The organism is Faecalibacterium sp. i25-0019-C1, from assembly GCF_042854225.1.
GTDB lineage: Bacteria > Bacillota > Clostridia > Oscillospirales > Ruminococcaceae > Faecalibacterium > Faecalibacterium taiwanense.
This window is the reverse complement of the sequence record NZ_AP031428.1, coordinates 183,208-195,582: the sequence shown is the minus strand read 5'-3', so window position 1 is coordinate 195,582 and position 12,375 is coordinate 183,208. Positions and strand designations below refer to the sequence as shown.

12 protein-coding genes and 1 tRNA gene are annotated in these 12,375 nt (G+C 57.6%); 10 read left to right on the top strand and 3 right to left on the bottom strand.

The window, feature by feature from the left end; all coding sequences use genetic code 11:
• Positions 1–2 precede the first annotated feature (2 nt).
• The 7 genes from ACGHUK_RS00965 (at position 3) to xerC (ending at position 6,644) form a co-directional block, all read left to right on the top strand.
• Complete coding sequence (locus ACGHUK_RS00965) at positions 3–227, top strand: hypothetical protein (protein WP_238078076.1); 225 nt, start codon at positions 3–5, stop codon at positions 225–227.
• Positions 228–622: 395 nt separating this feature from the next.
• A complete protein-coding gene (locus tag ACGHUK_RS00960) occupies positions 623–1,069 on the top strand; it encodes a plasmid mobilization protein (RefSeq protein ID WP_390574622.1) in 447 nt (148 codons plus the stop codon).
• Positions 1,032–2,594: a relaxase/mobilization nuclease domain-containing protein gene (locus ACGHUK_RS00955; protein WP_390574621.1), complete on the top strand. Its 1,563-nt coding sequence runs from the start codon at positions 1,032–1,034 to the stop codon at positions 2,592–2,594. The genes ACGHUK_RS00960 and ACGHUK_RS00955 overlap by 38 nt, the downstream gene beginning before the upstream one ends.
• A gap of 189 nt (positions 2,595–2,783) precedes the next feature.
• Positions 2,784–3,239: a CHC2 zinc finger domain-containing protein gene (locus tag ACGHUK_RS00950; RefSeq protein ID WP_256468828.1), complete on the top strand. Its 456-nt coding sequence runs from the start codon at positions 2,784–2,786 to the stop codon at positions 3,237–3,239.
• On the top strand, positions 3,202–4,548 hold the full coding sequence (locus tag ACGHUK_RS00945; protein WP_006735274.1) for a phage/plasmid primase, P4 family: 1,347 nt from the start codon (positions 3,202–3,204) through the stop codon (positions 4,546–4,548). The genes ACGHUK_RS00950 and ACGHUK_RS00945 overlap by 38 nt, the downstream gene beginning before the upstream one ends.
• A gap of 372 nt (positions 4,549–4,920) precedes the next feature.
• The gene (locus tag ACGHUK_RS00940; protein ID WP_112143827.1) at positions 4,921–5,226 is read left to right on the top strand and encodes a helix-turn-helix domain-containing protein; all 306 of its coding nucleotides are present in this window, start codon (positions 4,921–4,923) and stop codon (positions 5,224–5,226) included.
• A 14-nt stretch (positions 5,227–5,240) separates the two neighbouring features.
• Positions 5,241–6,644 carry a tyrosine recombinase XerC gene (xerC, locus tag ACGHUK_RS00935; RefSeq protein ID WP_390574620.1) on the top strand — a complete coding sequence of 468 codons (1,404 nt, stop codon included), beginning with the start codon at positions 5,241–5,243 and terminating at the stop codon, positions 6,642–6,644.
• Between the two features lie 155 nt (positions 6,645–6,799).
• On the opposite strand, the gene ACGHUK_RS00930 is transcribed toward xerC, so the two are convergent.
• Positions 6,800–6,875 (bottom strand) — tRNA-Lys (locus ACGHUK_RS00930).
• 352 nt (positions 6,876–7,227) lie between these two features.
• Between ACGHUK_RS00930 and ACGHUK_RS00925 the strand changes: the two genes are divergently transcribed.
• Together ACGHUK_RS00925 and ACGHUK_RS00920 are read left to right on the top strand one after the other, a co-directional pair.
• Positions 7,228–8,451, top strand: a complete 1,224-nt coding sequence (locus tag ACGHUK_RS00925) for a DUF3048 domain-containing protein (protein WP_390574619.1) — start codon at positions 7,228–7,230, stop codon at positions 8,449–8,451.
• A gap of 12 nt (positions 8,452–8,463) precedes the next feature.
• Positions 8,464–9,555, top strand: a complete 1,092-nt coding sequence (locus tag ACGHUK_RS00920) for a DUF3048 C-terminal domain-containing protein (protein ID WP_223388340.1) — start codon at positions 8,464–8,466, stop codon at positions 9,553–9,555.
• Between the two features lie 302 nt (positions 9,556–9,857).
• Here the strand turns inward: ACGHUK_RS00920 and ACGHUK_RS00915 are convergent, their stop codons facing one another.
• Both ACGHUK_RS00915 and ACGHUK_RS00910 read right to left on the bottom strand, forming a co-directional pair.
• The gene (locus ACGHUK_RS00915) at positions 9,858–10,463 is read right to left on the bottom strand and encodes a Tat pathway signal sequence (RefSeq protein WP_097774587.1); all 606 of its coding nucleotides are present in this window, start codon (positions 10,461–10,463) and stop codon (positions 9,858–9,860) included.
• An 89-nt stretch (positions 10,464–10,552) separates the two neighbouring features.
• Positions 10,553–11,227 (bottom strand): histidine phosphatase family protein, encoded by a 675-nt coding sequence (locus ACGHUK_RS00910; RefSeq protein ID WP_118527631.1) that lies wholly within the window; start codon positions 11,225–11,227, stop codon positions 10,553–10,555.
• A 339-nt stretch (positions 11,228–11,566) separates the two neighbouring features.
• On the opposite strand from ACGHUK_RS00910, the gene ACGHUK_RS00905 reads away from it, so the two are divergent.
• The gene (locus ACGHUK_RS00905; protein WP_005943631.1) at positions 11,567–12,262 is read left to right on the top strand and encodes a helix-turn-helix domain-containing protein; all 696 of its coding nucleotides are present in this window, start codon (positions 11,567–11,569) and stop codon (positions 12,260–12,262) included.
• Positions 12,263–12,375 lie beyond the last annotated feature (113 nt).

The window sequence follows — 12,375 nt, the reverse complement described above, 5'->3', positions numbered from 1 at the left end:
CCATGAAGATTTTTACCGCCCCGCAACACACCCGATTTGTTTTGCCGCCGTTTCACCCGACAAAATTTTTCGCCTGTCTTGCAGGGCGGTATTTTTCTTTTGGGAAGCTGCACCTTGAATTCTTCATAAGCCGTCTGAACGAGATACTGCGCCATGACCTCACACTTTCTGTGGGTGAGCCGGACAACGCCGCTGCAAAACAGGGGCAGGAACTGCGTTCGGTGTGAACGGTGATCATGAGCAGGGGCTTTGCCTTTTCACACGTTTTGCTCTGCAAAATTTTCAACGTGCATTGCGGTTCGAATTCTGAAATTTTCAGTGTTGCACGGAAAGGGCGAAAGCAAGTATCGACCTGTGGCCACAAATTTTCAATGCTTGAAAAATTGCTGTCCACATGGTCTAGCACTTGTCGGAGTGAGACTCCTCCATTTGCTACGCAAACCGTGCTGCCACTCGAAAGCCCCACTGGGGCTTTCGTTGCTACGCAACCGCGGTCTTGTTGGGGAGTGCCTTCCCCAAACCCTGCTCTAGCTTCGCACCGTTGGTGCGAATGCGGCGTGTCGCATTACATAGCCTTCTCCATCCCGGAGCGGGCATTTATCATTTTCACAGGAGGTCGAATATGGCTGAAATGAAAAGTCCGAACGTACACGCAAAGAAGAACCGCAATGACACGCCACGAAAACGAAAGACACACATCATCAAAGTCAGGGTGACCGCAGAAGAAAAACTGCGGATCGCATACGCCTGCAAAGAACTCCACCTCACCCAATCCGAACTCGTCCGCCGCGTCCTGTACGGCGTGAATGTCAAGCACACCGTTGTGGTGGCGCAGGGCTGCGAGGATGCACTGGCGGCGCTTGCCACCTTGTCTGCCCAGTGCAGCAAGGTGGGAAGCAACCTCAACCAGCTTGCACGGCACTTTAACTCCGGCGGCAAAGACACCGAGCAGCTCCGGGCGCAGATTCTGGAGGAACTGTCCGCACTCACGAACTTTCGGCTGAAAGCCGAAGAAACGGTTGGTGAACTGTATGGCAACCATCAAGCATTTAAGCTCGAAGAACTCTAACTATGCCGCCGCCGAAAGCTATCTCACCTTTCAGCACAACGAATACACCGGTCTGCCCATTCTGGACGAGAAGGGCAGACCCAAGCTACGGGATTCGTACCTGCTCGACACCCTTGAGTGCGGCGAATCCTCGTTCGCTATGGCCTGCCTGATCGCCAATCGCAAGTACAGCAAGAACGGCAGGCGGGAGGACGTGAAGACCCACCATTATATCATCAGCTTCGACCCGAAGGACGCAGTAGAGAACGACCTGACCATGGAGCGGGCGCAAGCCCTTGGCTTGCAGTTCTGCAAGGACAACTTCCCCGGTCATCCCGCCATCGTCTGCACCCACCCGGACGGTCACAACAGTGCCGGGAACATCCACGTCCACATCGTCATCGGCAGCTTGCGTGTCCGCACCGTGGAACGGCAGCCCTTCATGGACAAGCCGTGCGACTGGGAAGCGGGCAAGAAGCACCGCTGCACCTCTGCCATGCTCCGGCACCTCCGTGTCGCTGTCATGGAGATGTGCGAGCAAGCCGACCTGAACCAGATCAACCTGCTGGAAGCCCAAGGCGACCATGTTTCGGAGCGCGAGTATTGGGCGCAGCGGCGCGGACAACGCCGCCTCGACCATGCCAACGCCAAACTTGCCGCCGAAGGGCAGCAGCCCACCCAGACCGTCTACCAGACCGAGCTGGACAAGCTGCGAAAGCAGATCTACGCTGTGCTGAACAAAACCACCACCTTCGAGGAATTTTCTGCATTGCTCATGCAGGAACACGGCATCGCCGTGAAGGAGAGCCGAGGGCGGTTGAGCTACTGCCCGCCCGGTCGGACAAAGTTCATCACCGCCAAGAAACTGAGCAAGAAGCTGGAAAAGGAGCAGGTGCTGACCGCCCTCTCCCAGAACATCCAGCTTGCCGCCATCATCCAGCCCAGCAGCGAGAAGAAGCCGGATAAGATCAGGAAACTAGTTGACATTCAGGCGAATGTTGCCGCAGGTAAGGGCATCGGCTATGAGCGTTGGGCGAAAAAGTTCAACCTCAAACGCTGGTCGCAAACCTTGTGTCTCCTACAGGAGAAAAAGCTGCTCAGCGAAGATGCCCTGCACCAGCGCATTGCCGAACTGAAAACCCAACACGACGATGCACTGGCGGTGGTCAAAGACATGGATGCCCGCATGGTCTCCCTCAAGGAGCTGCGCGGGCATCTTGTGGTCTATCGGCAGTACAAGCCTCTTGCACAGAAGCTCCAGACTGTGCGGAACCCCGCCAAGTTCAAGGAGCAGCACCGTGCAGAGTTTGCCGTGTACGAGGCCGCTTGCGCCTATTTCAAGGCCAATGGGCTCAGGACGCTGCCGGACCTCAAAAAACTGGATGCCGAATACCAGACCCTTTCCTCGGAGAAAAACGGGTTCTACACCCGCTACAAGAAAGCGCAGGTCGAACTGCGTGAACTCCGCACCGCACAACAGAACGTGGAAACCTTCTTCCGCAAGGAGGAGCGCAACTACGCCGTACCGCAGCAGGAGGTCAAATGAACAACACTCTGACGGATCGATGTGTGAATAAACCCAACCTCACCCACGCCCCTCACCGGGCTTCGTCCTTTCGCCTGTACCCCACCCATTGGGACGGAGGGTAGCACCTCTGTCTTTTCGGACGTAAAGAACGCCATCTCGACCCGGCAGGCGGCGGAGCTGTACGGCTTCGCCGTAAACCGGAACGGTATGATGTGCTGCCCCTTCCACGGGGATAAACACCCCAGCATGAAGGTGGACAGCCGTTTCCACTGTTTCGCCTGTCAGGCAGATGGCGATGTGATCGATTTTGTCGGCAGACTTTTTCAACTATCTCCCTACAAGGCTGTGGAAAAGTTGAAGGAGGACTTTGGCATGGCACTTGCCGACGGCAAGGTGCGGCTTGCTCCCCGCAGTCCGCCCACCGTCCGGCAGCAGCTACTGGACTATTACCGCTGTCTGCAGCGTTGGCGGGTCCGATACGCACCGCAGTCACCCACAGAAGAACTTCACCCCTGCTTCCTTGAAGCGATAAAGAACCTTGACATCGTTGAATATTATCTGGACTGTTCGGTGCTCCCGGACCCGCAGACCGAAAACGAGCTACGGAAGTATTGGGAGGGATTGCATGAGCGACTGGAAAAAGAGGAACGAAGATTGGCGTGATGAGGACGAACTGGAAGAAGAGGAAGAATGCGAATGCCCTTGGGTAGACAGCAAGGGCAAAGTGCGTGAAACCGCTTACTGCCAGTACCTTTTAGAGAAACACCCTATGATGTGCCTGAAACAGAAGCTGTTCGACCAGAACGGCGAGGTAGACGAGGACGCACTGCTCTACGAAGTCCACAGCGACCTCCGTGACTTTGTGCTCGACAACCTTGCCAAGAAGGAGAAGCAGGTTCTGGACGCACTCCGTATCGAAACCTATACCCCTGAATGGAAACCCCAGCTTGACCGCATCCATCTCCAGAACGGAACCTACTTTCTGGACGAGCGGGGCTTTGTGCCGGAAAAGGAACTCTGCCTGAACCGGCTCCCCGTGGAATACCAGCCCGATGCCCCCGCACCGACCAAGTGGCTGGAATTTCTGGACGGTCTGCTCATCCCGGAGGACATTCTGACCTTGCAGGAATATCTCGGCTATCTCCTGATCCCGTCTACCAAGGCGCAGAAGATGCTGGTCATGACCGGCAAGGGCGGCGAGGGAAAATCCCGCATCGGCTTGCTGCTGAAGAAGCTGTTCGGGGAAGCCTCTCACTCCGAATCCATCCTCCGCATCGAAACGAACCGCTTTGCCAGTGCAAATCTGGAGTACAAGCTGGTCATGGTCGATGACGACCTGAACATGGTGGCTTTGCCCGAAACACGGAACATCAAGTCCATCGTCACCGCCGAGGATCGCCTGTGCATCGAGCGGAAGAACAAGCAGGCTGTCCAAGGTCTGCTGTACGTTCGTTTCATCTGCTTCGGCAATGGCAACCTTGTGGCTGCTCACGATGACAGCGACGGCTTCTGGCGCAGACAGATCCTCATCACGGTGAAAGACCGTGACCCTGCCCGGGTGGATAATCCCTTCCTCATCGAAGAGTTGTCCGAGGAGCGACCCGGTATCCTGCTGTGGATGCTGGAGGGGTTACACCGTCTGCTGGCGAACCGCTATCAGTTCACCATCAGCGAGCGCTCCATCCAGAACCTCGAAGCAGCCATGGCGGACAGCGATAACCTGACCCAGTTCATGCAGGCAACGGCGTATGTCCGCTTCAAGCCCGACACCGAGGAACGCTCCACCTATCTCTACCGCGCCTACACCAAGTGGTGCGAGGATAATCTGGAATCGCCTGTTCCGCAAAAGAAGTTCAGCCAGTTCCTGCTGAAAAATGCAGGGAAGTATGGCCTGACCTTCTCCAAGCACATCGAGGGAAAGTACCGCGGCTTCCGGGGCGTATGCGTCCACCCCGCCTTTGCTGCGGCATAAAACACACGAAAAGTGAAAATCTCCCGCCCTACGCGCCCCAAATCAGTAGTTTTGACTTGTTATCGCTGTTTTCCCCGGGCGCGCATCTACCCTTTCCGGGCGGATGCGGGGCGGCAACACGCCCTTCGGGGCGGGAGAGAAGGCAAGATGCGCCCCAAAAGGGCGCATACAATTCAGCCATGCGCCCTGTAAAATCAGCACAGGAAGGTACTTTTGTGTGGTTTGGGGCGCGTGGGGCGCGTAAATTCAAGTTCTCGCACTTTTTTGGGCTGCTGCTTCGGGTCAGGAGCGGCAGGCCCTTACATATTAGCCAGCCCACAAGGGTGCAGCTCAACCGGAGCTGCACCGGGTCTGGAGAAGTGCAAAGGAGACATGCCTATGACGAATGTCCGCAAAAATTCCACCAAACTGACCCGTGAGGACTTGAAAATCGCGCCCGAATCCCCTACAATGAAATTGTCCGAAACCCCTGCCGTAGAACCTTCTGACCAGACCAGCAAAACCGTCCGACACGCCCCGCTTGTCTACCGGGTGGAGGAGATTGCCCAACTGTTGGCGATCTCCAACCGTGCTGCGTACAATCTGTGCAACACCACGAAAGATTTCAAGGTGATCCGCCTCGGTACCAGCATCCGGGTAAGCAAGCAGAGCTTCGATGATTGGTTTGCAGCGGTCTGAGGGAGGGAACATCTATGGCATCTATTCTCAGGCGCGGAGATTCCTACTCCGTTCGTTTCAAATACAAAGACCATGCTGGCCGGATCTGTGAAGGCTGGGAGAGCTTCAAAACCAAGAAGGAAGCGCAAGACCGCAAGATCTCGGTAGAGAAAGAACTCTTGGACGGTACGTTCCTCATACCCGATGCAATGACGGTAGCGGAAATGCTGTACAAGTGGCTTCCCATCCAGTCCAGCAAGCACAAGTGGGCACCCAAAACCTACACCCACACGGTAGCCATGATCCAGAATCTTGTCGTGCCCTATCTTGGCAAGAAACAGATTCAGAAGGTTCAGACGTATGACCTTGAACAGTTCTACGCCACGCTGAGCCGGACACCGCGCGGACTGTATAAGCAGGGTGTCAAGCAAACGCTCACCGACAAGCAGAAGCGGCAGTTTCTGACGGGTGCTTCCATCCGGGAAGTCCACGCTATGCTCAAGACTGCTTTTTCCTATGCCGTTGAGTGGGGTCTGCTCCTCAAGTCACCGATTCCGAGAGAAGCCCCGAAATCGACCTCGGAAGAACGTGCCATCTGGGACGAAAAGACCATGCTTGCTGCGTTGCAGACCATGACCGACCCTACGCTTCACCTTGCTGTTCATCTGAGCATGATTCTCTCGCTGCGTGTCGGAGAGATCCTTGGCTTGCAGCCGGGAGACATCGACTTCGATGCAGCGGATGGACGTGGGACCATCACGGTCGGCAGGAGCTTACAGCGCACCGAAAAGGCTGCATTGGAAAAGACCGACCCGAATCAGATCTACCACATCTTCCCCGACCAGCGTGAGGGCAGTAGCTCCGCACTGGTGCTGAAGAAGCCGAAAACTAAGAAATCCAGCCGCACCCTTTATCTGACGAGACCCTTGAAAGAGGAACTGCTGGCTTGGCTGGAAAAGCTCCGTCAGGACGAGCTTGCCATGGATGGCAGATATCACAACTGTGGTCAGCTCTTCCGCCTGCCCAACGGTATGCCTGTTGCCCCGGAAGCCCTTTCTAAATGGTACCGCGCATGGCGTGCGGAGCACCCGGAGTTTGAGAAGATCGTGTTCCACGGTCTGCGCCACTCCAGTGCCACTTACCAGTTGATTGAATCCGGCGGCAACATCAAGGCCGTGCAGGGCAACACCGGTCACGCCACCACCGGCATCCTGATGGACACCTACGCCCACACGCAGGACAAGCCCCGGTTGGAGCTGGCTGAGAAGCTGGAAGCAGACTTCTATTCACAGGACATCGGCTCCCCCAAATCCGGCTCTGTGCCGGTAAAAGAAAATCTGCCGGACAGCATCCAGATCACCCCGGAAGGGATGCTGAAAGTTGTCCGACAGATGAACCCCGAGCAGCGGCGTGAGTTCACCCGCCTGCTGTTCGCCTGAAAAAAGTATGGAAAAAACGCTCACGATGCACAGAATGCAGACAATGCAAGGAAAAACACGGCTTTCCCGCCGGTGTGCAAAAAGTGTGCAAAAGTGTGCAGAGCCCCAGAAAATGGAAAATCCCACGAGGAACCTTACGATTCTTCGTGGGATTTTGGTGCGCTCGAGGGAACTCGAATCCCTGGCCCTCTGATTAAAAGTCAGATGCTCTACCGGCTGAGCTACGAGCGCATATTTCCGCAGTGAACATACTGCCGAATAATATTACCACAACTTGCGCAAAAATGCAAGGGTTCCCGGGCAAAAAGGCGCAAAAAGCTCCTGCATCGGTGTGGGCTTCCGCTTTTCATCCGCGCAGCAGATCGAAGATGCTCCGGGGTCGGCAGCGGAAGGGGCTTCATCCTGATAACTTCCTCTTTACAAACCCGGCAAGAATCGTTACAATCAAATCAAATCCGTCTGCAGTGCGCTGCGTTTTACTGCCCGGCAGTGTGCGCCCCGCCGCGCTGCACCCGCAAACTTTTTCCCGGCTTTGGCATTCTGCCGGGCCGCGCCGATACGTTTTTTGCAGGAGGTTTTTCCTATGAAGATCACTCGCCGTACTGTTCTTCGCCTGACCGGTGCCGCTGCCGCTTCGCTGGCGCTTTCCAGCTGCAGTGCTTCCGGCAGTGCCATTCTGGGCAGCAATTTTTCCAGCTGGCTCCAGCAGACACTGGGCATCAGTTCTTCCGGCGCAGCTTCTTCTGCTGCATCCTCGGAGGACATGGCTGCTTCCTCGCTGGCAGCAGGCGAGCAGCCCGCTGCCAGTCTTGCCGCACTGCCCGCTTACGATGCCGACCCGCTGACCGGTGAGGCCAAGCGCAGCAATGGCCGTATCGTGGGCGTGATGGTCAACAACATCTCCAACACCTCCCGTCAGAACGCCCGTCCGCAGCGCGGTCTTTCCTCTGCCGATCTGCTGATCGAGTGCAAGGTGGAGGGCGGCATCACCCGCTTCTGCGCGGTGTTCCACGATGCCGACTCCATCCCGGAGATCGGCCCGCTGCGCTCTGGCCGCGACCAGTTCCTGCAGCTGCTGATGCCCTATCAGGCGCTGTACTACCACGACGGTGAGAGCGCCGCCTGCACCAAATTCATCAGCGTATACAACTATTCCGGCCTGAACATCGGCGGCAAGAGCTACTTTAATACTCCCACCCATCCGCATGTGGCTCACCGCGACAGCCGGGGCCGGGATGTGGCCTATGAACACACCGAGTTCACCTCCGGCAAGGAGATCCGGCAGGCCGCTTCCAACGCGGGCATCGGGCTGAAGTACGATTACGATGCCACCTTCTTCCGCTTTGCGGACTACCGCACCGGCGAGGAGAATGCCATGCAGGGTGCAGCATCCGGCAGGACGGTCAGCATCACCCACTCGGACCACTACAAGACCAGCTTCCGCTATGATCCGCAGTCCCGCACCTATAAAATGCAGATGTACAGCCGCATCTCCGGCAAGTTTGAAAACACCGTGGACGAGCTGAATGCAAAGCAGCTGAGCTTTGACAACCTGCTGGTCTGCTTTGCTCCCATCGAGCGCTATTCCGGCGACTCCGGCGATGTGCAGCAGGTAAGCTACATCTCCGGCGGCGATGCCTATTATTTCAGCCGTGGCGCTGTACAGCATGTCCGCTGGGAAAAGGCTTCGCCTGAGCATCCGCTGCTGGTCTACGACAAGACCGGTGCGCAGATGCTTTTCAACCGCGGCAAGACCTATCTTGCCATCGTGGACGACGACGAGTGGTCCAACTTCAGCTATCAGTAACGAGGGAACCGCATGAAACGCATCTGGAATCTGGCCCTTGGCACGGCGGTGCTGTGCACAGCCCTGCTGTGCGGGTGTGCGCTGTCCGGCACCACTGCCCCGGACAGTGCAGCGCCCACCGACCCGCTGACCGGGCAGGAGCTGCAGTATCCCGGCGAACGCACCGCCGCCGTGGTGATCGACAACGCCGCTTCCAGCACCACACAGTGGGGTATTGGCAGCGCATCGGTGGTGCTGGAAGCCCTGACCGAGAGCGGCCAGCCCACCAGCCTGTGCTTGGCTTATCCTTCGGTATCGGCCATGCCAACCGTCGGCCCAGTGACCCTTGGGCAGGACCTTTACTGGCGGCTGCTCAGCGGGCAGGAAGTACTGCCCATCCAGCGGGGTGCAGGGCAGTTTGCCCGCAACTATCTGGATTATTATAACCTGCGGGCCGTGGACGCGCTGGAAGTGGGCCGCAACGCCTTTTCCTGCGATGATGTCTGGAGCGGCGCGCCGCTGTGGCATACCAGCGGCGGGGAGGTCGCTTCCGTGCTGGGCAGCCTGAACCTTTCCGGCGCATTGGGCGACCACGGCAGCAGCGCTTCCTCCTCGGCCAGCACTGCCGAGGACAGTTCTGCCATTTCCGCTCTGCCCGCCCTGCTGCCGCAGGCCAAAGAGCCCCGTCTGCCGGAGCCAGGTTCCCGGGATGCCGAACAGGTGCAGATCAACTTTGCGCCCCAAAGCACCACCGGCTTTGCCTACGATGCGGCCAGCGGCACCTACGGGATGCTCCGCGCCGACGGCACCGCCCAGCTGGATGCCAACACCGGCGCGCAGGCGCAATTCGACAATTTGCTGGTCCTTTATTCCGCTTCCAGCCTGCGGGACGACGGCACCACGCTGGACTACGACCTGTCCCTTGGCGGCGGTGTCTGGCTGAACGGCAGCCAGCTGTGGCACATCACATGGACGCAGGGCACAGACTCCACCTTTGCCTTTTACGATGCCGACGGCAGGCCGCTGACCATCCGCACCGGACGCAGCTACATTGCGCTGGTCTCCAGCGTGACCGGGCAGGAGCTGACGGTATTGGATTCCGCCGGGCAGAATGTGCTGAATTGACAAAGCAAAAAAAGACCATCTGAGGCATTTTTAACTGCATCTCAGATGGTCTTTTATTCCGTTCAGGAACTCCTTCCGTCATCGCTGACACGATGCCACTGCTCCCCTTTTTGTCACTTGCGTGACATCTGCTCCTCTCTTTGTCACCTGCGGTGACATTTCTCCCCGGCGCGGGGAGAATCTGTCCCGGCCGGGGGAAGTCTTTCTCATGGAGGGAGGCTTTGGCAATACGGCCAAGTTTTCCTTTTCGCCAGAGGCTCCCTCTCCGAGGGAGCTGTCGAGCGTATGCGAGACTGAAGGAGTTACAGATCCACCACGCTGCCGACCTCGGCAGGAGAGGTGGGCACCACGCCCAGCACGGCGTGGTCAGTGCTGCGGTTGACCGTAAAGGTCACGCTGCGGCCCGCCGCGAAATCCGGGTGATAGGTCAGCTCCAGCGTCTGCCAGTTGTCCGGCACTGCGCAGAAGCAGTGCAGCAGCGCGCCGCGGCCTGCCGTCAGGTTCAGGGTGAACACCGAAGCATCCGCCGCGTTCTCGCCGTAGAGCGGCGCAGCAAAGCTGCCGCAGCGCACCGGCTTGCCATCGCACACAGCGGTAACGCCGGTGCCCATACTGTACAGGTCGCCAAGCGTGCACACCTCACGGCTCTGCAGATAGCTTGCGCCCACCGGCAGGGTGGATGCGGAGAGGTTTTCCACCGAGAGGTACACCAGCACATTGCCCATTTCCTGCGCAGGGGCATAGCCCAGCAGCTCCACGGCAGCTTTGCCGTCCAGCAGGGCAGGTTCGCCTGCAAGACGCGGCTGCTGTGCCGCTGCAGGTACGCCGGTGAGCAGCGCTGCCGCAAGGCTGACCGCACCGGAGCCGGCACATTTCAGGAATGACCGGCGGGAAATGGACTGGGACATGGAACTTCCTCCTAAAATGATCGTTCCCTTATACAATAAAGGATTGCGCCGCTTCTGTCAAGGGATGGGCCGAAACTGTAACCGAATCCTTACTCAAAGGCCTCGTTTTCCTCGGCTTCGGCCTGACCGCGCAGGGTATCGGCATAGCCAAAGGGCACGATGTCGATGGCTTCCACCAGACGGTCCCGCATCCACAGCTGCACATCGGTCTGCACCGTGTAGCCGCAGCCGGGGTCTGCCATCCACTGCTCCGGGCGGCGGGTGGGCACCGCGCGCTGGCTGAGCATGCTCATGATCACGCCGCCATGGGTCACACAGGCTGCTTCGGTCACATCCATGCGGATCATATACTCAAACAGCTTCATCAGGCTTTCGGCGCAGCGGGCGTGGAACTGGTCGGTAGGCTCTGCGCCTTCGGGCACATAGCCGGAGCCGGGGGTGATCCACTTTTTAAAGTCCTCGTCGTGCACCAGCTCCTTGACCGGCTTGTTCTCAAACTTGCCAAAGCCGGCCTCCCGCAGGTCGTGCACGGTAAAGGTGTGCTTTGCATCCGGGAACAGGATGTTGGCTGTTTCCACCGCGCGCAGCAGCGGGGAGGAGAACACGGTATCCACCTGCGGATACTCGAACCGCTCTTTCAGCTCATTGAGCTGCGCGCGGCCCTCGTCGCACAGAGGGATGTCGGTGCCGCTGCCGATGTACAGGCCCTGCAGGTTGCCTGCAGTCATGCCGTGGCGGATGAGATGAAGCTTGAACGTTTTCATGGATAGTGCCTCTCTTTATCGCTGTGCGGCGGCACGGGAACGGGCGGCAAAACCCGCTGCGGAGAAAAAATCTGGCAGAAAAACGTGTCGTCTGCCAGATTTTTTGCTCTTTGGCGGCAGCCGCGGCCCCGCGCACGCCACAAAATGTATGCGTTAATACCTATAGTTTAGCATAGATATGGTGTCCAGAGCAAGTCTTTTGACAGAAATGACGAAAATCAACGAAAAATATCGTCACTTTTCTTGCTTTACAAAAGGTTTTCCGTTGTGTATAATCAACCTGCTGTAAACCAAAAACAAGGATGTCCCCCTACATCGAACTTTGAGGAGCCAAAAATCATGGAATTCAACCGTATCATCAAGCTGCTGCGCAAGGAACGCGGCATCACCCAGAAGCAGGCCGCCGAGGATCTTGGCGTCTCGCAGGCGCTGCTGTCCCACTACGAAAAAGGCATCCGCGAATGCGGCCTGGACTTTGTGGTGCGCGTGGCAGACTACTATAATGTTTCCTGCGATTATCTTCTGGGCCGCAGTGCAGAGCGCAACGGCATGATGCTCTCGGCAGAAGACCTTCCGAACCCGGACAAGATGAAGGACAACATCTACCACGGCAGCGTGCTGCCCACCATGAACAAAAAGCTGATCTCCAACGGCCTGAACGTGCTGTACGCCAAGATCGGCCAGTGCCACAGCAAGGCCCTTACCACCGAGGTAAGCGCCTACCTGATGATGGCCGTAGCCAAAATGTTCCGCCTGCTGTACTCGGCCGAGCCCCACAACGCCGCCAGTATGTTCAGCATCGATCCCATCCGCTGGCGCGGCTGCTCCGATGCCGTGATGCGCATGTCCGAAGCCAACGTGGAAGCCCTGCTGGACGGACAGGATGTGAACGGCGGCGAGGGCGTAAAGGACCCGGCCTGCCTGACCATGACCACGGAAAGCCTGACCCGCGAGTTCCCGCTTTATACGCCCAGCCTGTTAAATCTGGTCAAAACCAGCGAAACACATGTGAAGGGCCTTACCCACGAAGGGTGATATTCCTGTGAAAAAGCTGTAAATTCAGCCCCAAAACCCTTGCATCTTTCGGGCAGAAAGGGTATAAACAGAATAGAACATTCTGGAATACGGTTTTTCCTATCAAAAGGAGG